The 22847-nt window shown below is 71.0% G+C and carries 16 protein-coding genes; 1 reads left to right on the top strand and 15 read right to left on the bottom strand.

Annotated elements, in window-relative coordinates; translation table 11 throughout:
* Window positions 1-447 precede the first annotated feature (447 nt).
* From sppA to ABB34_RS05225, 4 genes are all read right to left on the bottom strand, one after another.
* The gene (gene sppA / locus ABB34_RS05210) at window positions 448-2355 is read right to left on the bottom strand and encodes a signal peptide peptidase SppA (protein ID WP_057640197.1); all 1908 of its coding nucleotides are present in this window, start codon (window positions 2353-2355) and stop codon (window positions 448-450) included.
* Window positions 2356-2424: 69 nt separating this feature from the next.
* On the bottom strand, window positions 2425-3789 hold the full coding sequence (locus tag ABB34_RS05215) for an MATE family efflux transporter (RefSeq protein WP_057640198.1): 1365 nt from the start codon (window positions 3787-3789) through the stop codon (window positions 2425-2427).
* 167 nt (window positions 3790-3956) lie between these two features.
* Window positions 3957-4523: a DUF3106 domain-containing protein gene (locus tag ABB34_RS05220; protein ID WP_057640199.1), complete on the bottom strand. Its 567-nt coding sequence runs from the start codon at window positions 4521-4523 to the stop codon at window positions 3957-3959.
* Entirely contained in the window at window positions 4510-5466 is a 957-nt protein-coding gene (locus ABB34_RS05225) for a sigma-70 region 4 domain-containing protein (protein ID WP_057640200.1), read from the bottom strand. The genes ABB34_RS05220 and ABB34_RS05225 overlap by 14 nt, the downstream gene beginning before the upstream one ends.
* 421 nt (window positions 5467-5887) lie before the next feature.
* Between ABB34_RS05225 and ABB34_RS05230 the strand changes: the two genes are divergently transcribed.
* Window positions 5888-8083: a primosomal protein N' gene (locus tag ABB34_RS05230; RefSeq protein ID WP_057640201.1), complete on the top strand. Its 2196-nt coding sequence runs from the start codon at window positions 5888-5890 to the stop codon at window positions 8081-8083.
* A 22-nt stretch (window positions 8084-8105) separates the two neighbouring features.
* Here the strand turns inward: ABB34_RS05230 and ABB34_RS05235 are convergent, their stop codons facing one another.
* The 11 genes from ABB34_RS05235 to ABB34_RS05285 form a co-directional block, all read right to left on the bottom strand.
* Window positions 8106-8843, bottom strand: a complete 738-nt coding sequence (locus ABB34_RS05235; protein ID WP_057640202.1) for an AfsR/SARP family transcriptional regulator — start codon at window positions 8841-8843, stop codon at window positions 8106-8108.
* A 239-nt stretch (window positions 8844-9082) separates the two neighbouring features.
* Window positions 9083-10840 carry a sensor histidine kinase gene (locus ABB34_RS05240; RefSeq protein ID WP_152979514.1) on the bottom strand — a complete coding sequence of 586 codons (1758 nt, stop codon included), beginning with the start codon at window positions 10838-10840 and terminating at the stop codon, window positions 9083-9085.
* 65 nt (window positions 10841-10905) lie between these two features.
* Window positions 10906-11559 (bottom strand): response regulator, encoded by a 654-nt coding sequence (locus tag ABB34_RS05245; RefSeq protein WP_211258163.1) that lies wholly within the window; start codon window positions 11557-11559, stop codon window positions 10906-10908.
* A gap of 151 nt (window positions 11560-11710) precedes the next feature.
* Window positions 11711-13150, bottom strand: coding sequence for a glycoside hydrolase family 47 protein (locus tag ABB34_RS05250; protein WP_152979515.1), 1440 nt, complete (start codon window positions 13148-13150; stop codon window positions 11711-11713).
* Window positions 13151-13175: 25 nt separating this feature from the next.
* A complete protein-coding gene (locus tag ABB34_RS05255; RefSeq protein WP_152979516.1) occupies window positions 13176-15767 on the bottom strand; it encodes a beta-mannosidase in 2592 nt (863 codons plus the stop codon).
* A 293-nt stretch (window positions 15768-16060) separates the two neighbouring features.
* The gene (locus tag ABB34_RS05260) at window positions 16061-17284 is read right to left on the bottom strand and encodes an AGE family epimerase/isomerase (RefSeq protein WP_057640206.1); all 1224 of its coding nucleotides are present in this window, start codon (window positions 17282-17284) and stop codon (window positions 16061-16063) included.
* Window positions 17281-18276 (bottom strand): carbohydrate kinase family protein, encoded by a 996-nt coding sequence (locus ABB34_RS05265; RefSeq protein ID WP_057640207.1) that lies wholly within the window; start codon window positions 18274-18276, stop codon window positions 17281-17283. The genes ABB34_RS05260 and ABB34_RS05265 overlap by 4 nt, the downstream gene beginning before the upstream one ends.
* A 6-nt stretch (window positions 18277-18282) precedes the next feature.
* A complete protein-coding gene (fucP, locus tag ABB34_RS05270) occupies window positions 18283-19593 on the bottom strand; it encodes an L-fucose:H+ symporter permease (RefSeq protein ID WP_057640208.1) in 1311 nt (436 codons plus the stop codon).
* A gap of 53 nt (window positions 19594-19646) precedes the next feature.
* A complete protein-coding gene (locus ABB34_RS05275; RefSeq protein ID WP_425478965.1) occupies window positions 19647-20765 on the bottom strand; it encodes a LacI family DNA-binding transcriptional regulator in 1119 nt (372 codons plus the stop codon).
* A 217-nt stretch (window positions 20766-20982) separates the two neighbouring features.
* Window positions 20983-21720, bottom strand: coding sequence for a copper homeostasis protein CutC (locus tag ABB34_RS05280; RefSeq protein WP_057640209.1), 738 nt, complete (start codon window positions 21718-21720; stop codon window positions 20983-20985).
* Window positions 21721-21722: 2 nt separating this feature from the next.
* Window positions 21723-22745 (bottom strand): glycosylasparaginase, encoded by a 1023-nt coding sequence (locus ABB34_RS05285; protein WP_057640210.1) that lies wholly within the window; start codon window positions 22743-22745, stop codon window positions 21723-21725.
* Between the last annotated feature and the right edge of the window lie 102 nt (window positions 22746-22847).

A 22847-nucleotide genomic window follows, 5' to 3' on the forward strand; every position in this document is an offset into this window, starting at 1 on the left:
CCGACCAGGCTCAACACCAGGCCCAAGGCGTGCCCGGGGAGGATGGCGGTCAGTGAATGGCCGGTTTTGATCGCGAAGGGGACAGCGGCCACGGTGGCGATCCCCATTTCGGGGGTGTGGGGGGAAGTGGTGGGCGAAGGCTGGGTGCTGGGTAGGAAGTTTGCTGCGTGATCAGGAGATTTGCTACCGGGCGACAAAATGCAAGATTAAAGCCCCTCTCCCTGCGGGGTGGGAGGTGCAGCTTGCGAACCTCCGGTTCGCTGGCCCTCAAAGGCCCTTGCGCCAGCGCAAGGGCGTTCGAGGAACAGCGAACCAGTGGTTCGCGAACTGTCCCTCTCACCCCGAAGGGAGAGGGGTGTTGAAAGCCGGAGTCGTGCCGGATCTGCCCGAATCCATGAACGACGACACCGCCCGAGGGCGGCGTCGTCGTTCGCATCGCGGCGCCGGTTACAGGCCGCAGAAGCAATAGGCCAGGGCCTTGACCGGCGCGCCGTTGCGGTCCTTCACCGCGTCCTCGACGAAGCGCAGCTGGGCATCCATCTCCGGCATCGTGCGCGCCAGCAGCATCCGCGCCATGCCCGAATCGGACAGCATCCACGCGCCCATGCGGCTGCCGGCGAAGCCGGTCATGAACTGCGCGAACGGGGTGGTCGCCTTCTCGATGTAGCGCACGCGGTATTTGCCTTCCTCGCCCAGCTTGGCGCGGCTGGCGGCATCGGCCACCGCGGCCTTGAGCCCGCCGAACTCGTCCACCAGCCCGCGCTCCTTCGCCTGCGCGCCGCTCCACACGCGGCCGCGCGCCACCTCGTCGATGGCCTCCACGCTGCGGTCGCGGGCCTGCGCCACCTTGCCGGTGAAATCGGCATAGCCCTTGTCGATCACCGACTGGATCACCCGGCCCACCGCCGGGTCCATCGGCCGGGTGACGTCGAACGCGCCGGCGAAGCGGGTGGTGCCGACGCCATCGGTGTGCACGCCGATCTTGTCCAGGCTGCGGGCGAAGTTGGGGATCATGCCGAAGATGCCGATCGAGCCGGTGATGGTCGATTCGTCGGCGTAGATGCGGTCGGCATTCATGCTGATCCAGTAGCCGCCGGACGCGGCCAGGTCGCCCATCGACACCACCACCGGCTTGCCGGCGGCCTTGAGCGCCTCGACCTCGCGGCGGATCTGCTCGGAGGCGAACACTTCGCCGCCCGGTGAATCCACGCGCAGCACCACCGCCTTGACGTCGTCGTCGTCGCGCGCGTCGCGCAGCAGCGCCGAGGTGGAGATGCCGCCGACGCGGCCGGCCGGCAGGTCGCCGCCGGCGATCTCGCCCTCGGCCACCACCACCGCCACCTGCGGGCGCTTGTCCAGCGGCGAGCGGCGCGCGTCGAGTTGGGTCAGGTAGTCGCCCAGCGCGATCTGGCGGTAGCCGCCATCGGCGTCGCCGTCGGCCACGCCGCGCTCGGTGAGCAGCGCGTCCACTTCCTCGCGGGTCTTCAGGCCGTCCACCAGCTTCTGCTGCAGGGCGAAGCGGGCCAGGTCGCCGCCGGCGGCGGCCACGCCCTCGGGCAGGGTGTCGATGCCGGCGGCCAGCTGCGCGGCGTCAAGCTTGCGCGCCTTGGCGATGTCACCGAGATAGCGCTGCCATACGTCGTTCATCCAGAACAGGTCGGCTTCCTTGGCCTGCGGCGAGGCGGCGTCGAGCACGTAGGGCTCGGCGGCGGACTTGTATTCGCCCACCTTGAACAGGTGCACGTCCACGCCCAGCTTTTCCTGCAGGCCGGTGCGGAAATACTGGCGGTAGCGGCCGAGGCCTTCCAGCAGCAGCCCGCCCATCGGGTCGAGGTAGACCTCGTCGGCCTGCGCGGCCAGCAGGTATTGCGACTGGCCCATGTTCTCGCTGAAGGCCACCACCTGCTTGCCGGCCGCGCGCAGGTCCTGCAGGGCACCGGCGACTTCGCGCATCGAGGCGAAGCCGGACGGTTGCAGGCGGTCCAGGTTCAGCACCACGCGCTCGATCTTCTTGTCGTCCCTGGCCGCCTCGATGGCGCGGATCAGGTCACGCAGCTGGATTTCCCCGGCGTTGCGCTCGCCCATCGCCTTGGCCAGCGCGCGGCTGACCGGGTCGGTGCTGTACTGCTCGACCAGCCGCCCTTCCGGCGCGATCACCAGCGCGGTGCGGTCCTGCAGCACCTTGACCGACGAGGCGCCCTTGCCCATCGCCACCAGCAGCACGATCAGCATCAGGAACAGCAGGCCGAAGAACAGCAGGTTGAGGATCAACCGGCGGGTGAAGTTCATCACGTCCCACAGCCCAACGAAGAAGCGGGCGACGGGGTTGCGGCGGGGCACGGGCGGGGGGTTCATGAGGGCTCCGGATGGGGCTTGTTGCAATGCAGGATACACAGGACCGGCACGGCCGGCATGGGCTTCAAGTCAGGGGGCCGAAGGGTGGAACAGGCGCCGGCTGCTGACCCGCAGGCGCCAGCCCAGCAGCACCGCGGCCACGCTCAGGCCCACGGTCAGGCCGACCCACATGCCCTGCGGGCCCCAGCCCAGGCCGAGGCCGAGCCCGGCGCCGAGCGGCATGCCCACGCCCCAGTACGCGAACATGGCGATGAACATCGGCACGCGGGTGTCCTTGAGCCCGCGCAGCGCGCCGGCCGAGAGCACCTGCACGCCGTCGGGGAACTGGAAGGCCGCCGCGTACAGCAGCAGCGTGGAGGCCAGCATGGCCACGGCCAGGTCGTCGGTGTACAGCCGCACCACCGCCTCGTGGCCGAGCAGCAGCCCGCTGATCGACAGCATCTGCGTGACCAGCACGATGGCGTAGCCGGCCCAGCTGGCGCGGCGCACGCCGGTCGGATCGTGGCGGCCCATCGCATGGCCGACGCGCACGGTGGTGGCCTCGGCCACGCCCATCGGGATCATGAAGCACAGCTGGGCGACGTTGATCGCGATCTGGTGCGCGCTGGCCTCGACCGCGCCGATGCGGCCGATCAGCAGCGCGGTGACGATGAACAGGCCGCCCTCCATCAGCACGGTGATGCCGATCGGCAGGCCGGTGCGCAGCAAGTCCCATATCGCCGCCACCCGCGGCGGCTCGAAATGGCCGAACAACTGCAGGTGGGCGAAGCGCCGGGTCTTGAACAGGTAGCCGCCGAAGCACAGCGCCTGCACCCACATCGTCAGCGCCGAGGCGATGCCCAGCCCTTCGGCGCCCAGCTCCGGGAAGCCCCACTTGCCATTGCACAGCGCATAGCCCAGCGGCGCCAGCACCAGCAGCCCGCCGAAGCCGAGCAGCATGGTCGGCAGCGTCCAGTGCATGCCCTCGCTGAGGTAGCGCATGCAGAAATACAGGGTCAGCGCCGGCACGCCCCAGCGGATGGCGTGCAAGAAGGCGGTGGCGCCGGGCACGATGTCCGCGGCGATGCCGAACGCCGGCAGGAATGCCGGCACGATGCTGAGGAAGGCGAACATCAGCACGCTCAGGCCCACGCCCAGCCACAGCGCCTGCCGGAACAGCGGGCCGATCTCGCGCTCGCGGCCTGCGCCGTGCAGCTGCGACACCGAGGCGGTCAGCGAGATCAGGGTGCCGATCGGCACCAGCATCGGCAGCCACAGCAGCGCGGTGCCGATGCTGACCGCGGCGAAGGTGCCGGTGCCGTGGTGGCCGGCGATGGTGTTGTCGACGAAGGAGATCAGGCCGGCGGAAACGTGGCCCAGCACCAGCGGCAGGGCGAGCAGGCCGGTCGTCCGCACTTCATGGCCGAAGCGCGGCGTGGCGGGAGAGGTGGACATGCGGAGTCGGCAGACGCGGACTGCGGCCGGCGCGGAGGCGCTGTTGCCGGGTCGCGAAAGGGCGGCATTGTAAGGCCAGGAACGAGTGAAGAGGAACGAGCGTAGGTGCCGGGCTTACCCGGCACATGGCTTCACCGGGAAGGCTTCATGCGGGGCAAGCCCCGCATCTACTTGTCCAGCTTCCGCCGCAGCCATTCCGCGCGGCCGGCCGCGGGCACGGCCAGCAGTTCCTCGCGCAGGGCATCGCGCGCCTGCGGCGGCGTGCGTTGCGACAACAGGCCCAACTGCGCCAGCTGCGCCGCGTCGAGCTCGCGCAGCAGGGCCAGCATCGGGGCGCGCTGCGGTTCCGGCAGGTAGCCCAGCAGCGGCTGCAGCTTCGGGTACAGCGCGCCCAGCCGCGGCCCCAGTTGCCAGCCATCGCGGTGCAGGCGGTCCAGCCCGGCGAAACGCCCGCGCAGGGCGTCGCGTTCGGCCGCCGGCAGGGCCGCCAGTTCCGCCGCGGTCATGCGCACGCGCTGCCGCTCGGATTCGGGCAGGGCGCGCCATGCCGCATAACGCGCGCGCACCTCGCGCTGCTGCGCCGGTGCCAGCGCCGCCCAGCGTGCTTGCGGGTCCGTGGCCTGCGGCGCGCGCGGTGGCGGCTCGACCAGCGGCCGCGGTGCGACCGGGGTGGCCAGCGACACAGCGGCCGGCAGCAACGCCAGCAGCAGCCATGCGCCCTCAATCTTCCGCATCGACGGTCTCCAGCGCTGCCGAGGCCGGTTCGGCGTGGCCGGGCGCGGCCTGCGATTCGTCCACCGGCACCGGCGCGCCGGCGGCGTACCAGGCATGGAAGTCGGCGTCCTGCGCCAGCGCCAGTTCGGGATCAGCCAGCATCGCGGCATCGTCCGCCGCATGGTTGTCCACGGCGGCGGCCGGCGCGGAATCGTCCGGCAGGCTTTCGACCTGTATCGGGCCGTTGTCGCCCAGCACGCCTTCGGCCGGCGGCCCGCCGCTGCCGGGCCGCATCGCACCGTGTTCGTGCCACCACCAGGCCGCCACCGCGGCCAGCACCAGCACCAACAGGCCCGGCAGCAGCCAGCCCCGGCGCGCGCGTGGCCGCGCGGCCGGGCGCGGGGCCCTGGCCGCCATCGGCGCGGGCGCGGCCTTGGCGGTCGCCGCCTCGTGCAGTTGTCCCAGTTGCCGCAGCCGCTCCGGCGACAGCTCGCGCACCTGCGCCTGCACCTGTTCGGCCAGTGTGCGCCATGCGGCGGCGTCGGGCTGGCCCTTCGCATCCAGCGGGCAGGCGCGCGCCAGCGCCTGCCGGTAGGTGCCGATGTCCATGCCCAGGCTGGCCGCCGCCACGGCTTCGTCCAGCCCGGCGCCGACGCGCAGCAGTAATGCCAGGCGATCCGCGGCCTGCAATGTCGACAGGTGCGGCAGCGGCGTGGCGGTGCCGGTTGCCGGCGCACGCAGCTGCGGCGCATTGCACAGCAGGCCCCAGAACCGGGCCGGCCAGTCGACCATCGCGGTAGCCGCGGCATGGCCGGCGAAGGCGCGCATCGCCGCCGCCACGGCCTGCGTGCCGGCGGCGCCCGCCTGCAGGTCGGCGACCACCAGCGCGCGGCGCTCGACCCCGCGCAGGAAGGCGGAGGAAGCATTGGCCGTGGCCGGGGAAGAAGAAGCTGTTGCGGCCATCAGGCGTACTCCGTCATCGCCCGGATGATACCCAGCGCCCCGGCGGCTGCCGATGCCCCAAGGCCGCGTCCGGGCCTGGCTGCCGCAACTTGTGCACAGCGTCAATAGGCCAGCGCCGATTTCCGCAAATTTTCTGCCCAACGCCTTGTTTCATCTTTGTTTCACGGCCAAGCCATTGATTTAAAAAGACTTGATCGTGTGGCGATTTTTTGTCCAAATCGACGCAGAGGCCGCTGTCACCGCCCTGCGGGCGTGGAGCACAGGGCTGATGCACAGACTTATCCACAATCTGTGTGGATAAACCGAAATCCCCTGTAGCGGCCGGTGTTTACGCGCCATTTATGCTCGCCGCGACAACAAACGCGGGCAAGTGGAGGGGGCCGCAGGTGTGCCGCCCAAGGCCGGCACCTACACTCTCCCCATGTCTTCCTGCCCCACCCTGCGCATTGCCCTGCCGGTTCCGCTGCCGCAGGCTTTCGACTACCTGCCCCCGGCCGGCGGCCCCGCACCGTCGCAGGCCGACGTGGGACGCAGGCTGCGGGTGCCCTTCGGCAGCCGTGAGCTGGTCGGCATGGTCGAGGGCATCGGCGGCAGCGACGACCCGGCCGGGCTGAAGGCCGCGCTGGAATGGCTGGACCCCGCCCCCCTGCTGGGCGGCGAGCTGCTGGCCTCGCTGCGCTGGCTGGCGCGCTACATCCACGCACCGCTGGGCGAGGTGGTCGCCACCGCGCTACCGACCCCGCTGCGCCGCGGCGAGCCGCTGCCCGACACCCACGGCTGGGCGTGGGAACTGACCGACGCCGGCCGCGACGGCATGCCCGGGCTGCGCAACGGCAGCCGTCCGCAACGGCTGGCCACGCTGCTGGCCGACGGTGCGCTGGCCGAGGAGGTGATCGAGGCGCGCATGCACGACTGGCGCGAGCCGAGCCGCGCCCTGCTCAAGCGCGGCTTCGTGCAGCGCGTGGCGGTGCCGGCGACGGCGCCGCCGGCCCGGCCGAATCCCGGGCCGGCGCCCAACCCGCAGCAGCAGGCGGCGATCGAGGCGATCACCGCCGCCAACGGCTTCCACCCGTTCCTGCTCGACGGCGTCACCGGCAGCGGCAAGACCGAGGTCTACCTGCAGGCCATCGCCCACTGCCTTGCGCAAGGCCGGCAGGCGCTGGTGCTGGTGCCCGAGATCGGCCTGACCCCGCAGATGCTGGCGCGCTTCCGCGCCCGCCTCGGCATCCCGGTGCACGCGCTGCATTCGGGGCTGAACGACAACGAGCGCGCGCGGGTCTGGGCGGCGGCCGCGCGCGGCGAGGCGCGGGTGGTCGTCGGCACCCGCTCGGCGGTGTTCACGCCGCTGCCGCAGGCCGGGCTGCTGGTCGTCGACGAGGAACACGACGGCAGCTACAAGCAGCAGGACGGCATCCGCTACCACGCCCGCGACTTCGCGCTGGTGCGCGGCAAGGCACTGGACGTGCCGGTGGTGCTGGGCAGCGCCACTCCCTCACTGGAATCGCTGCACAACGCGCGCGCCGGCCGCTACGCCCACCTGCGCCTGCAGCAGCGCGCCGGCGACGCCCGGCCGCCGGCGGTGCGGGTGTTCGACGTGCGCAAGCGGCCGTTGCAGGACGGCCTGTCGCCCGAGGTGCTGGAAGGCATCGGCCGGCACCTGCAGGCCGGCAACCAGGTGCTGGTGTTCAAGAACCGCCGCGGCTACGCGCCGGTGCTGCTGTGCCACGACTGCGGCTGGACCGCGCCGTGCAGGCGCTGCAGCACGCCGCTGCATGCCACGCCGATGACCGTGCACGGTGCCGGCCGCCGCCTGCAATGCCACCACTGCGGCGCGCGCGCGCCGGTGCCGCTGGCCTGCCCGGATTGCGGCAGCCTCGCGCTGCAACCGCAGGGCATCGGCACCGAGCGGCTGGAAGAACGGCTGCTGCAACTGTTCCCCGACTTCCCGGTGCTGCGCATCGACCGTGGCACCACCGCGCGCCGCGACGCGCTGGAACGGACGCTGGCCACGCTCGGCGAGCAAGCCGGCATCCTCGTCGGCACGCAGATACTGGCCAAGGGCCACGACCTGCCGAAGCTGACGCTGGTGGTGGTGGTGGGCATCGACGAAGGGCTGTTCTCCGCCGATTTCCGTGCCAGCGAGAAGCTCGCCCAGCAACTGATCCAGGTCGCCGGGCGCGCCGGGCGCGCCGAGCGCCCCGGCGAGGTCTGGCTGCAGACCCATCATCCCGACAACGCGCTGCTGCACACGCTGGTGAACGGCGGCTACCACGCCTTCGCCGAGGCCGAGCTGGCGCAGCGCGAAGCGGCCGGTTTCCCGCCCTTCGCGCATCTGGCGCTGCTGCGCGCCGAGGTCAGGCAGGTCGAACAGGCCAACGCATTCCTGGCCGCGCTGAAGCAGGCCATTCCCGCCGACGACCCGGTCGAACGCTACGGGCCGATGCCGGCGCCGATGCCGCGCCGCGCCGGCTTCCAGCGCACGCAGCTGCTGCTGTCGGCCCCGCAACGCCGCGCGCTGCATGCCCTGCTCGACGCGCTGATGCCGCAGGCATATGCACTGCCGCAGGCGCGGCGCGTGCGTTGGTCGCTGGACGTGGACCCGATGGACCTCTACTGAGCGCAGCCGTCCGCCATCGTGGTCACACCGCCAGCGCCCGGCGCAGGTCCTGCCGGCCCGGCGCGTGCGGCAAGCCCGCGTCCACCGGGGCAAGGTCGATGCCGTCGCATATCCACGCCAGCAGCCTGCGGGTTTCGTCCTGCGGGTCGACCCCGAGGTCGCGGCGCAGCGCCTGCTGCATGCGCGCGTAGGCATTGATCGCCGCCGCGCGCATGCCGTGCCCGGCATAGGCGCGCATCATGCGCCGGGCGTGCGCTTCGTTCCATGCGTCGCGCTGCAGCAGCAGGCGCGCCATGTGCAGCGCGGCGTCCCAGCTCCCGGCCACCAGCATCCGGTCGCAATGCCGCTCGGCGACGCCCACCAGCTCGGCTTCCAGCGCAAGGCGCGTGCTTTCCAGCCATGCGCGGAAATCCACGCCGGCCACGTCGTCCATGCCGGCAAGGAAAATGTGCTGCCCTTCCAGTATCGCCAGCACTTCCGCCGGTTCCCCGGCCAGCCGGTCGATGTCGAAGACTGCCCTTCCCGCGCGCCGCAGCGCCACGCCGTCGCGTTCCACGCACAGCACGCGCGGCCCCAGTTCCCCGCGGCAATAGCGGTTCAGGTTGCACAGCACCTGGCGCAGGTTGGTCATCGCCTGCGATTCACCCAGCTGCGGCCACAGCAGCATGGCCAGCGCCAGCCGCGAATGGCGGCGTTCCGGCTCGGCGGCCAGGTAGCCCAGCAACGCCCAGCCCTTCCTGTAGATCAGTTGCGGCGGCATGGCGGCGCATGCGCTCAGGAGCCGGATGCTTCCGCTTCCGGCAGCCGCGCCGTCCTGTTCCCGCCATGCTGGACGAGTCCCCATAGCTTCCCCCGTACATCCCGTGGTCGGCACCGGCGATCAGCCGGGCATGCCCGGCGCGGGGCGCGCGCAGTCGCCGGCCCCGGCCATGCCTGCCGGGGCACACTAGCCCGCGTGCCACCGGCGCTACATCCACGAAATCAGGTAGCGGGCCCCACTCAGGCGGCCAGCGGCAACTCCAGCGCCACCCGGGTACCTTGCGGGTCGCTGCGCGCGGACACGCTCAGTTCGCCCCCCAGCCGCTGCGCACGCAGGCGCATGCTGGCGAAACCGGCACCACCGCCCTGCATCGGTGCGGCGCCCGCGGCAGGCAGGCCCACGCCGTCGTCGTCCACCCGCAGTTGCAGGCGGTCCCCTTGCCGGCGCACGTGGATGTCCACGCGCCGCGCGCGGCTGTGCTTGAACACGTTGGTCAGGGCTTCCTGCAGCAGGCGCAGCAGATCCAGGCTGCGGGCGGCGCCCAGCTCGACGCCGCCGACGCCCTCCAGGTGCCAATGGGCGTCGATGCCGGCGGCATCGAGCAACTGGCTGGAGCGGTGCCGCAGCGGCACGATCAACTCGGCCAGGTCCGCATGCTCGCGCGCCGTGCTGTCGATCACCAGGCGCAGGTCATCGCGCATCTCCTTCAGCAGCCTGACGATCTCCCGCCGCGGCATGTCGTCCGGCGCCTGCTCGACCCGCGCGATCGCGCCGACCAGGGTGCCGCCGAAACCGTCGTGCAAGTCGCGCACCAGTTGCAGGCGTTCGCCGGCCCGGCCGTGCGCCAGCTCCAGCGCGTGTTGTTGCCGCAAGGTCTCGGCCAGCTGGCCGGTGGCCTGCCGCACCTCGCGGCTCAGCTCGGCATTGAAGCCTTCCACCCGCTTCATGGTGTTGGCGAAGCGGTAGGCCAGCACGAAGCCCATGCCCAGCAGCATCAGCGGCGAGGTGAACGAGCCGAGGTAGCTGACGCCGCCGTACCAGCCCATGTACACGCCGAGGTCATGCAGCGAAACCGCCACGGGCAGGACGATGCACAAGGCCAGCACCTGGCAGTCGCGGCGGTCGCTGCGCACGGCGTAGCCCATGAAGACGAACGACACCAGGTACAGGAACGCGATGACCGGCACCAGGTAGACGTTGCGGTACGGCCCCATCCACTGCGGCCACAGCAGCGCCGCGGCCATCAGCGCCACCGCGATGCCCAGCAGCAGGCGCTCGAAGCGCGGCCAGCGCCGTTGGCTGAAGCGCAGCAGGAACACCGTGTGCGCCGCGGCCGACATCACGTAGCAACCGCCGATGAAGGCCTGCCAGCCATCGGTGCTGGCGAACGGCCACGGGCTGGCGGCGACGAAATTGGTGTCGTACAGGCGCCCGAACACCGCGCTCAGCGCGTACCAGCCGTACATCGTCTCCTGCCGGCGCAGCAGCCAGAACAGGCCGATCACCGCCGCCAGCACGAAGCCAATGGCGCTGTCGAGCAGTTGCAGGTCGTGGCGGACCAGCACCCCTTGGCGATACCGCGCCTGCAGCACCTGCGGGTCGCCCACGTCCACCACGCCGAACGACGGCTGGTAGGCGGCCAGGCCCGACACGCGCACCAGCAGCTCGTTCTCGCCCGGTTCGAGCAACGGCGCCTGCAGCAGGAAATAGCGCGGCATGTGCCAGCTGCGCGACAGCGGCTCGACCAGCGAGGGGTCGCGGTCGATCAGGCTGCCGTTGAGGTATACCGCGGCCGCCATGCAGGTGTAGTCGAGCAGCAGGCCGGTAGGCTGCCGCGCATCGTCCTGCCGCCAGCGCAGCCGGTACCAGACCACGCCGTCGTGCCCGGCCCAGCGGGTCTGCCACTGGTCGGCCAGCGTCACCGGCATCCAGCCCTGTTCGGGCGGCCGCGTCGAATCCCAGCCGGCGCGCGCGGCCTCGGCGTGGACGATGCGCACGACCGGCTCCGCCCGGGCCGCACCCGCCGCCATGCAGAGCAGCAGGAGCACCCAGTGCCAGTGCCTCACGGCAGCAACCCGAGTACGCGCGCCTCGAACACCGCCGCCGTGCGCGAACCCACGGCCAGCTTGCGGTAGATGTTGCGCGTGTGCGCTTCCACGGTGAGCCGCGAGAGCCCGAGCAGCTCGGCGATCTCGCGGTTGCCATAGCCCTGCGCCACCATGCCGAGGATGCCGCGCTCGCGCTCGGAGAGGTTGACCGCCGGCGTCGCCGGCACCGGCGCCGTTTCCTCCGGAAGCAGGGCGAGGATGCGGCGGGCGATCATCGGGTCGATCGGGGCGCCGCCGCGCTGCAGGCTGCGCAGGGCCACGACCAGTTCCACGTCGTCGCGGTCCTTCATCAGGTAGCCGATGGCCCCGGCCCGCAGCGCGGTGAAGGTCAGTTGTTCCTCGGCGTAGGCGGACACGATCACCGACTGCACCTGCGGCGCATGCGATTGGATCCAGCCGATCAGCTCGATGCCGTTGCCGTCGGGGAGCTGCATGTCCACCAGCGCCAGGTCGAAGCGTTCGGCTGCCAGCAACGCGCGCGCCTGCCCCAAGTCCGCCGCCGTGCGCACGCTGGCCGGTGCCTCGTCCAGCGCCTCGCGCACCAGCCCGGCAAGGCGTACCTGCGTGGCCGCATCGTCGTCGACTATCAGGATGGAAGACAACGCCAACGCCCCTGCTCCCCGGATTGCGATGGGCAGAGTGTACCTTTCCTCTCCCATGCTCTCAGGCGACGCCGAACCTGCGCCGCCGGCCGCGGTGGACGCCATCGCAAACATGGCGGACAGGCCCGGATGCCTGCCCGCCATGCCGGGTGCCGCTTTACCAGGTGCGGCGCAGCGGGTGGGCCTCGGTGTTGAAGACGATGGCGTCGAAGTCCAGCGCGGTGGCCGGGGCGAACAGCAGGTAGTAGTACTTGAACGTCTCGGCGAACAGGAAGCTCTCCATCGAGTCGTCCTTCTCCTTGCTGCGCACGTCCTTGAGCGCGGCGAAACCGTGTTCGGTGCGGGTGTACTTCACGAAATCGTCGAAGAACTCCTTGCCCATGCCGCGGTAGCGCGCGTCGCCGGTGTAGTGGTGCAGGTAATAGGCGGACTCGACGATCTCCGGGCGCAGCGCATAGCCGGGCGAGCGCACCTGCATCGCCGCGTAGTCCAGCGATTCCGGCTCGATGCCGTTCAGGCGCCACATCTTCAGGTTGGATTCCTGCAGGCGCTTGGCGCGGTCGAGGTCGCCGCCCAGCGCAAGCAGGCCCGGCATGAACGCATCCAGCGCGCCGTAGGTGGTGGAGGTGCGCGCGCCGCTGTCCATGTCGGCGTGGCCGTACCACAGCTCGCCCTCGCGCACCTCGTCGGCCAGGTACTGGTTGAGCGGGCCGATGCTGTCCTCCCACATGCGCTTGCAGTCCTCGTCGCCGAACAGCTTCCAGCACTTGAGCAGGTACTCGTAGTAAGAGTCGATGCCGCCGGCGATCGAGGCGTCCTTGTCGGTCCACTGCCCGGTCTCGACGTTGATGTTCAGGCCGACCAGGCCGATCTTCGAGCGACGGTTGTACGTTTCCACCAGCGCGCGCTTGGCCTTGTCGTAGTACGCCTGCTTGCCGGTGAGCTTGGCCAGGGTGCCGAACTCCAGCAGCAGGGTGCCGGTCTCGGCCGGGTTGCTGATGGTGCCGCTGGTCTTGCCGGTGCGCAGGTTGACGTGGGTGTACGGCAGGCCGGTGGGGCTGTCGAACACCGGCGACAGGCGCGTGCCGAGGTCGTCGGCGAGCTTGAGCAGGCGCTCGTCGCCGGTCATCTGGTAGCCGGACAGCAGGCCGCCGAGCAGGCGGATGGTGACCTCGAAGTTCTGCACGTCGATGTCCTGGTCGAACGAGAGCCGGGTGACGATCAGCTCGCGCGCCTCGGCGGCCTCCTTGTCCAGGCCGAGCAGCAGCAGCGTGTCCAGCGCATCGACCGGCGACATCAGCAGCGGCACCGGGTACCAGTCGCGCGGCTGCGCGCTGATCGGCTTCAGGTCGTCGTGGCCCTTGGCGTATTGCATGTAGCCCTGCCACGCATGGCGGGTGGCCTCGCGCACCTGCTCGGCCATGCGCGCGGCCTCGGCGTCGTCGACGGCCGGCACTTCGGTGGCTGCCGCCGTGGCGGCAGCGGCATCGGTCGCCGCGGGCACGGCGCTCAGGGCGGGGGCCTGCGGGTCGTTGCAGGCGGACAGTGCCAGCACCAGGGCGGCAACCAGGGGGGCGGTACGCAGGGCTCGGGTCATCATCGGGTCCTCGGGGTGGAGTGGTTCATCGGGATGGAACGGAAGGAGCGTGCAGGGTGTCGCCCAGCGTCCGTAGTTGCAGCGCGGCGCGCAGGGTGGGCAGGTCGGCGCGGCTGCGCACGACCAGTTCGCGGGTTTCGCCGGGCAGCAGGTCGAAGGCGTTGTCTTCCGGCTCGGCGGCGACGTCGCCGAAGTCGATCCACGCCGCGCGCACGAGGCCGCGTGCCTGCAAGCGCAGGCGATAACGGTCACCATCGGCGTGCAGTTCGGCCTGCAGCTGGCCGGCGGCCAGCGCCTGTTCCTTCGCCGGCACGAAATGCACCAGCCGCCGCGCCAGCACCGCGCCGTCGTGCAGCAGCTCGAACACGGCCACGCTGCGCGCCGGGTCGTGGCCCTTGAGCAGGTCGGCATCGACGAAGCGCGCCACGTCGGTCACGCCCATCGGCGACAGGGTGACGGTTTCCTGCTGGCGCGCGGACTCGCGGCCATCGACGTCCATCACCCGCACGTGCCACTGCGCGGTGATCGCGTCGCGGCCATCGTTGAGCAGGCTGAAGCGGGTAACGCCGTCATCGTCGCGCAGTGCCGCCACCGCCACCCCGGCGAAGAAGCGGCGCGCATGGAAGTGCAGCGCCTTCCAATTGCCGTAATAGTCGAGACTCGACCACGACGCGCCCGGCCATACGTCGTTGAGCTGCCAATACAGCGAGCCCATGGTGTACGGACGCGAGGCACGGTGGTGCAGCGCGGCCAGCTCGATGCCCTCGGCCTGCATCACCTGGCTCAGATAGACGAAATCGGGGAAGGAGCGCGGCGTGCCGTATTCGCGCTCGATGTAGTGCAGCAGGCGTTCGTTGCCCTTGCCGGCCATGAACTTCTGGTGGGCGCGGATCACCGGGCCGTCGATGGCCTGCTCGTCGCGCGCGGCGAACGCATCCACGGTGGAAAGCCGCGGCCATGCCTGCAGGCCATATTCGGACATGAAGCGCGGCGTCTCGCGCAGGTAGGCGGTCGCCGGCAGCGCCGGGCCGCCCCACACGTCCCAGTAGTGCTTGTCGCCGCGCCGGGAGTCGTTGGCCTTCGCGTCGAGGTCATTGCCCGGCGAGCTGGACCAGTACGGCACGCCCAGCCCTTCTTCGGCCACCACCTGCCGCAGGTCGTTGCCGAACAGGTCGACGTAGCCCTGCCAAACCTGCGCGGCGAACGCGGGGTCGGCCTCGGTCAGCTGCTTGCCGTGGCCCCAGTCCTTCCACGCGGTTTCTTCCTCGTTGTTGCCGCACCACAGCACGATGCTGGGGTGGTGGCGCAGGCGGCGGACGTTGTCGCGCGCCTCGGCCACCACGCTGGCGCGGAACGCCGGGTCGTAACCGGGCTGCATGCCGCCGCCGAACATGAAGTCCTGCCAGACCAGCAGCCCCAGTTCGTCGGCGATGTCGAAGAAATCGTCGCTCTCGTAGTAGCCGCCGCCCCAGTTGCGCAGCATGTTCATGTTGGCGTCGCGCGCGGCCTGCAGGTCGCGGCGCAGGCGCTCGCGGGTGACCCGCGCCGGGAACGCATCGAACGGGATCACGTTGGCGCCCTTGGCGAACACCGGCACGCCGTTGATGACGAAGGCGAAGCCCTGCCCGCCCTCGGCGTCGGCGTCGCGCTGCAACCGCACCGTGCGCAGGCCGGTGCGCCGGGTGACGGCATCCGCACCCTGCACGCTGGCGCGCACCGTGTAGCGGTCCTGCACGCCATAGCCCACCGGCCACCAGCGGCGCGGCTGCGCGATTTCCAGCGGCAGCTGCACGCGGTTGTCGCCGGGCCGCAACGCCACCTCGCGTTCGACGGCGGCAACGCGCCTGCCGTCCGGGTCGAACGCTTCCACGGTCACGCGGGCGCTGCCGGCGGCTTCGCCCTGCTCCACCTGCAGCTGCGCGGTCAGTGCGGCGCGCTGGTCGTCGAGCACGTCGGTGCGCACCGCCAGATCGGTGATGCGGCGCGCATCCCAGCTGTCCAGATGCACGTCGCGCCACACGCCGGCGGTGACGTAGCGCGGCCCCCAGTCCCAGCCGAAGTGGTAGGCCGGCTTGCGCGCGAAGTTGCCGACCATAGCGTCGGCGGGCTCGTCGCCATAGGGCGAGGGATAGTTGCCGGCGATCCTGTGCGGCATCGCCTGCACCTGCGGCAACAGGGTGCGGATCGGCGAGCGGAACACGATGCGCAGCTCGTTGCCCTGCGCGCGCAGGCGGCCATCGACGCGCGCACGCCAGCTGCGGTGCGCGTTGTCGGCCCGCAGCAGCGGCTGGCCGTTGAGGCTGACCTCGGCGAAGGTGTCCAGCCCGTCGAAGCGCAGCTCGGCATGGCGGCGGGCCAGCGTCGCCGCATCGACGTCGAAGCGCGCGCGGTATTCCCAGTCAGCCAGGCCGATCCATTGCAGCCCGGCTTCGGCCGCGCCGACGTAGGGGTCGCCGATCACGCCGGCCGCCAGCAGGTCGGTGTGCACGCTGCCGGGCACCTGCGCCGGCCGCCACGCGTCCAGCCCGGGATGCGCCTGCGACTGCGCATCGCCCGGCAGCAGGCGGAAGCTCCATTGCGCCGGCAGCGGCGCGGCCAGCGCGATGCTGCACAGCATGCACAGCAATGCGCCACAGAAAAACCGGAGAATGCGATTTCTCCCGATCCCGGATCGAAATTTTTCGTGCTGCATTTCTCCTCCTGCTTCCGTCATTGCCGTACAGACGAGAAGCGCTTTCCGCTTGAAGCCCCTCTCCCTGCGGGAGAGGGGTTGGGGTGAGGGGCGATGGAGTCCTGATCGTTCAGACGCTTCCGCTTCGTTCGCCCCTCATCCGCCCTTCGGGCACCTTCTCCCGATGGGAGAAGGGAACAGTCAAGCATCGCGCGCCAATCAAGCTTCGTACCGCAACCTCAGCCCACCACGTTCAACACTTCGTGACAGGCGCCCATCGTGTGGTAGTCGGTCTTGCCGGCCGGGCTCTTCTCGTCGTCGTACTTGCGGTTGTCGGCGTCGAGGATGCGGAACCATGCGCCGTACTGGTGATCGACGAGATGCTTCCACGAATACGCCCACAGCTTCTGGTACCACTGCCAGTACGCGTCGTCGCCGGTGCGGTGGGCGAGCAGCGCGGCAGCGGCCAGCGACTCGGCCTGCACCCAGAAATACTTGTCGTCGTCGCAGACGAAGCTGTCGCCGCCGATGGCCGCGCCGTGCATGCCCGGCTGGCGGCGCGCTTCCGGCGCGAAGCCGTAGTACAGGCCGCCGCGCGCCTCGTCCCACGAACGCGCGACCGCCGTGTCGAACAGCTGGCGCGCGGTCGGCAGCAGCCAGTCGGCCGCGACGTGGCGGTCGAGGATCATCAGCAGCTTGGCCCATTCGGTCTGGTGGCCGGGCTGGAAACCCCACGGGCGGAACAGGTGCTTCGGGTTGTCGAGGTTGTAGTCCCAGTCGATGTTCCAGTCGCTGTCGTAGTGCTCCCACACCAGTCCGCCGGCCTTGGCCGCCTGCCGGCGGGTCATGGTGTCGGCCAGTTGCAACGCGCGGTCGAGGTAGCGGCGCTCGCCACTGGCCTCGAACGCGGCCAGCATCGCCTCGCACATGTGCATGTTGGCGTTCTGGCCGCGGTAGCCGGTGAAGTTCCAGTGCGCGTCGGCCTCGTCGCGGTACAGGCCGTGCTGCGGTTCCCAGAAATGGCGCTCCAGCAGTTGCCACGTCTCGTCCATCCAGCCGCGCGATGCCTCGATGCCGGCCTTCAGGCCGCAGGAATAGGCCAGCAGCACGAAGGCCACGCCGTAGCAGTGGTTCATGTCGTCCTCGACCTGCCCATCGCGCAGCGTCCACGCGTAGCCGCCGGTGGCCGGGTTGCGGTGCACCTCGCGCAGGTAGCGCAGGCCGTGCTTCACCGCATCCAGGTACTCGGCATCGCCGAACGCGCGCCAGGCCATCGCGTAGTTGAAGACGAAGCGGGTGCTGCTGACCAGGTGGCGATGGCCGGCGTCGTACACCGTGCCGTCGTCCTTGAAGTAGTGGAAGAAGCCGCCGGCCGGGTCGATGCAGCGCGGGTGGTAGAAGGCCATCGTGTCGGCCACGTGCGCGCGCAGGAAGGCGGGCGAACGGAAATCGGGAGCGTTCATGCGGTGGCCTCCTGTTGGCTCAGCAGTCGTTGCACTTCGTCCAGCGTGGGCATCGCGGCGAAGGCGCCCTTGCGGGTGACCGCCAGCGCGCCCACCGCCGCGGCGAAGCGCAGGGTGTCGTTGATCGCCACCGGGTCGTGGCAGAAGGCGGCGAAGGCGGCGCCGGTGCCGCCGCGCTCGGCCAGCCCGTACAGCACGCCGCCGACGAAGGCGTCGCCGGCCGCGGTGGTATCGGCCACCGGCACGCGGAAGCTCGGCACCTCGCCGTTGGCGTCGCGGGTATGCCAGCGCAGCGGCGCGGCGCCGTCGGTGACCACCACCCAGCGCGCCTGCGCGGCCAGCAGCCGGCGCAGCACCTGCGCCTGGCCGTCGCTGCCCAGCGGCCGTGCCAGGTAGTCCAGTTCCTCGTGCGAGAGCTTGACCAGGTCGGCGCGTTCCAGTGCCTGCCACAGCCGCGGCGTCGGGTCGGTGCCGGCCGGCCACAGCGCCGGGCGCAGGTTGAGGTCGAGGCTGACCACCGCGCCGGCGGCGCGGGCGCGGTCCATGCCGGCGAAGGTGGCCGCGGCGATCTCCGGTTCGGTCAGGCTGTTGGAGCAGACGTGGAAGCAGCCGGTGCCGTCGAAGCAGGCCGGCTGGAAGTGCTCGGCGCGGAACAGCAGGTCCGCCGCCGGCGGCCGGTAGAAGCTGAAGCTGCGCTCGCCGGCGGCGTCCAGCGCGACGAACGCCAGCGCGGTCTTGGCCGCGTCGGTGCGGACGATGCAGTCGGTGAGCACCCCGGCCTCGGCCAGGCTGTCGGCGAGGAAGTCGCCGAACATGTCGCGCCCCAGCATGCCGGCGAAATGGCTGCGCGCGCCCAGCCGCGCCACCGCCACCGCGACGTTGGCCGGGGCGCCGCCGGCGTACTGCAGGAAGGCGCGCGGCGTTTCCGGCGTGGCCGGCGGCTGCGCCAGTAGATCGATCAAAATTTCGCCGAAACAAACGATCTTGCCCATCTGGACTCAGCCCCCCTGGCTGCTGCCGCTGGCGGCGCGCGCGCCGACCATGCCGTAGAAGATGATGTAGCCGTAGCACAGCAACGGCAGGATGAAACTGGCCTGCACGCCGATGCGGTCGGCCAGCTGGCCCTGCAGGTACGGCACCACCGCGCCGCCGACGATGGCCATGATGAGCAGGCTCGACCCCTTGTTGGTCAGCGGCCCCAGCCGCTCGATGCCGAGCGCGAAGATGGTCGGGAACATGATCGAGTTGAACAGGCCGATCGCCACCACCGAATACAGGGCGGTGCCGCCCGTGCTGGTCATGGTCAGCGCCAGCAGGCCGACGTTGACCAGCGCGAAGATCGCCAGCAGCCGGCTCGGCGAGAAGCGGGCCAGCAGCGCCGAGCCGGCGAAGCGGCCGATCATCGCCATCGTCCAGTACGCCGACACGTAGCCGGTGGCCTCCTGCTCGCTGAAGCCGCCGATGTCGGGCATCGACAGGTAGTTGACCAGGAAGCTGCCGATCGACACTTCCGCGCCGACGTAGAAGAAGATGCCGAGCACGCCGAGCAGCAGGTGGCGGTGGCGCAGCGCGTCGGCGTAGGTATGCCGCGCGTGGTCGGCCCGTTCGCTGCTTTCGCTCAGGGTCGGCAGGCGGAACAGGAACACGAACAGCGCCAGCAGGAACAGCGCGACCGCCAGCCCGAGGTACGGCCCCTGCACCGACTGCGCCTCGGCCGCGCGGTAGGCCGCCTGCTCGGCCAGCGGCAGCGCGGCGATGTCGTCGGCGCCCTTGACCGTGTTGCCGAGGATCAGCAGGCCGCCGAAGATCGGCGCGATCGCCGTGCCCAGCGAATTGAGCGCCTGCGCCAGCGTCAGCCGGCTGGAGCTGGTGCGCTCCGGCCCCAGCAGCGCCACGTAGGGGTTGGCCGCCACCTGCAGCACGGTGATGCCGGTGGCCAGCACGAACAATGCGGCGAGGAAGGCCGGGTATTCGCGCAGCGCCGCCGCCGGCCAGAAGCCGAGCGCGCCGATGCCGGCGATCACCAGCCCGGCGACGATGCCCTGCTTGTAGCCCAGCCGCGCCACCAGCCGCCCGGCCGGCAGCGACATCAGGAAGTAGGTGCCGAAGAAAGTGAACTGCACCAGCATCGCGCGCGCGTAGTTCAGCTCGAACACCGCCTTCAGGTGCGGGATCAGGATGTCGTTGAGGCAGGTCAGGAAGCCCCACATGAAGAAGATGCTGGTGACTACCGCCAGCGCGGCGCGCGGCGTGATCGGCGGCGCGGCCGCGGCGGACAGGGGCGGAACGGGAGTGGGAGTGGCGGGCATGCGCTACGGACCTCGGAATGCGTGGAAGCGGGATGCGTGGGAAGGAAACGGGCTCACGTGCGCGGGCTGCCGCTGCTTTCGCGGATGCACAGCGATACCGGCGCGATGGTGCGCACCGCGGGTGCGTCGGGCTTGTCCACGCGCTGCAGCAGCAGCGTGGCGGCCTGGCGGCCGCGCTCGCGCGGCGCCACCGACAGCGTGGTCAGGGTGGGCATGCTGACCGACGCCTCGGGAATGTCGTCGAAGCCGGTGACGGCGAAGCCCTTGCCCGGCTGGATGCCGCGCGAGGCCAGGCCCAGCATCAGCCCCAGCGCCACCGTGTCGTTGTAGCAGACCGCCGCGGTGGGGCTGGCGCCCTCGCCGAACAGCTCGGCGGTGCGCGAGGCCGCTTCCAGCCGGGTCGGCGCCGATTCGATCAGCCACTCCGGCACCACCTCCAGCCCGGCGCGTGCCATCACGGCCTGGAAGCCGGCGCGACGCTGGCGGCACGAGCTGGAATCGGCATGGCCGCCGAAGAAGGCGATGCGGCGGTGGCCCAGCCCGATCAGGTGCTCGGTCGCCATGCGCGCGCCGCGCTCGTTGTCCAGCGCCAGGAAATCCCAGTCGTCGGCGCCGTCCAGTTCGCGGTTGAACAGCAGCACGTGGCCGCGCAGGCCGAGCACCGGGCGCAGCATGGCCGCGTCGCTGCCTTCGGCCGGCGACAGGATCACCCCGGCCGGCGAATGCTCCATCAGCGAGGACAGCACCGCCTGCTGCCGCTGCGGCGATTCGCCGGTGCTGCCGAGCAGGGTGACGTAGCCGCGCTCGCCCAGCGCCTCGTCCACGCCGGCGGCGAATTCGGCGAAGAACGGGTTGGACAGGTCGTTGATCACCAGCGCCACGCTGGACGAGGTGCGCCGCCGCAGGTTGGCCGCGGCGCGGTTATAGACATAGTCCTGGCGCTTGAGTTCGGCCTCGACCAGCGCGCGGGTGTCGGCGTGCACCAGCGGGCTGCCGCGCAGCACCAGCGACACCGTCGCCCGCGACACGCCGATGGCGCCGGCGATGTCCGACAAGGTGACGTTGCGGCGCGCGCCGTGCTCCTTGCGCGGTGCCTTGGCGGCGGTTGCGGCATCGCCCGCGGAGGCATTGGTGGCGGGCTTGCGTGGGGAAGAGGGGGACTTTCGGGTCACGACAGGCAGCTCCTGGCAGCCGGCGCACCGGCGCCCTGCTGGATGGGAAGGAAGGCCGGCACGCATCGCGCCGGGGCCTCCGCGCCGACAACTTGCGCGCGGGCTGCAGACGATACGGGATGAAGGCCGATGCCGACGGACCGGGCACGATGCACGGCCCTGCGTGCCGCGACACGGCACGGCGCACGTTGCGATCCGGCACTGGCGGCAGGCGCGGTCATGCGAGCCGGTCCAGCGCGTCGCGCAGCGCGCGCACGCGCGCCGGATCGGTCTGCTGCCAGTCCGGCGCGAGCCCGGCCAGCGCCGGGTTGCGGAAGCGCATCGACGAGGCCCGCACGGCCTTGGCCGAGGCATGGAACTCGCGCGCGCCGGTGGCCCGCGCCAGCGCGGCGATGTTGTCGGCGTCGATGCCCGCGCCGGGCATCACCGCCAACCGCTCGCCGGCCTGCTGCACGCAGGCGGCCAGCAGCGCCGCGCCCTGCGGCGCGCCGGCCTGCGCGCCGGAACTGAGCACGCGCCGGCAGCCCAGTTCGATGATGTTTCCCAGCGCCCGCAACGGCTCGCGCGCCGCGTCGAACGCGCGGTGGAAGGTGACCGCCAGCGGGCCGGCGGCTGCTACCAGCGCACGGCAGCGCGGCATGTCCACCTCGCCCTCGGCATCGAGCGCGCCGATCACCACGCCGTCGCAACCCAGCCGCACGCACTGCTCGATGTCGCGCAGCATGACCTCGGTTTCGGCATCGTCGTAAAGAAAATCGCCCGGACGCGGCCGCACCAGCACGAACAGCGGCAGGCGCACGCGCTCGCGCGCCGAGGCCAGGGTGCCGTACGACGGCGTGGTGCCGCCGTATTCCAGTCCTTCGCACAGCTCCACGCGATCGGCACCGCCTGCCTGCGCGGCCAGCGCCGAGGCCAGCGAACCGGCGGCGATCTCCAGCGTGAAGCGCGCGGCCATGCTCACGCGCCTTCGCCCGGATACACCGCGCCCGAGTCCAGCAGCGCGTCCTGCCGCTGCGCGTCGCAGACCGCGTAGACGAAGCCCGGATGCAGCGCGAACGCGCCGACCTCGCCGTGGCGGTTGATCGCCAGGAAACACACCTGCAGCGACTTGCTCGCCTCCGGGCGCTTGCGCACCACGCGGTCGATGGCCTCGCGGCAGGCGTCCATCGGCGAGCGGCCCTGCCGCATCAGTTCGACGACGAGGAAGCTGGCGGCGTTGCGGATCATCTCCTCGCCCACGCCCGAGGCGGTGGCCGCGCCGACCTCGTTGTCCACGTACAGGCCGGCGCCGACGATCGGGCTGTCGCCGACGCGGCCGCGCAGCTTCCACGCCATGCCGCTGGTGGTGCAGGCGCCGGCGAGGTTGCCGCGCTGGTCGATGGCGAGCATGCCGAGGGTGTCGTGGTTCTGGCTGTTGCCGGGGATCAGGCGGCGCTCGGCGTTGATCTGCGGCTGGTAGCGCGAGGTCTTCTTCCACTCTTCCCACGCCTGCACCGCTTCCGGGGTCAGCAGCGATTGTTTCTCGAAGCCCTGCTCGACCGCGAACTGCTGCGCGCCCTGCCCGACCAGCAGCACGTGCGGGGTCTGCTCCATCACCCGCCGCGCGACGCTGACCGGGTGGTCGATGTCTTCCAGCGCGGCGACCGCGCCGCAGCGACCGTCGCCGTCCATGATGCTGGCGTCCAGGGTCAGCACGCCGTCGCGGTCGGGGTAGCCGCAATGGCCGACGGTGCTGTTGCACAGGCCGGTTTCGGCCCAGCGCGCGCCCTGCTCCACCGCGTCCAGCGCGGTGCCGCCGGCGCGCAGCACATTCCATGCGGCCTGGTTGGCGGGCACGCCGAAATCCCATGTGGAGACGACGCGCGCACCGTTGGCGGCGGCGATGACTGGTTGTTTGCTGGTCGCGCTTGCGATGCCCGGCAGCGCCAATGCGCCGCCGGCCAGGGCCATCTGTTGCAGGAATTCGCGTCGGGTGGTCATGGGATGGCTCCAGCTTTACAAAGCCCCTCTCCCTTCGGGGTGAGAGGGACAGTTCGCGAACCACTGGTTCGCTGTTCCTCGAACGCCCTTGCGCTGGCGCAA

Source organism: Stenotrophomonas daejeonensis (assembly GCF_001431505.1).
GTDB classification, from domain to species: Bacteria; Pseudomonadota; Gammaproteobacteria; order Xanthomonadales; family Xanthomonadaceae; genus Stenotrophomonas; species Stenotrophomonas daejeonensis.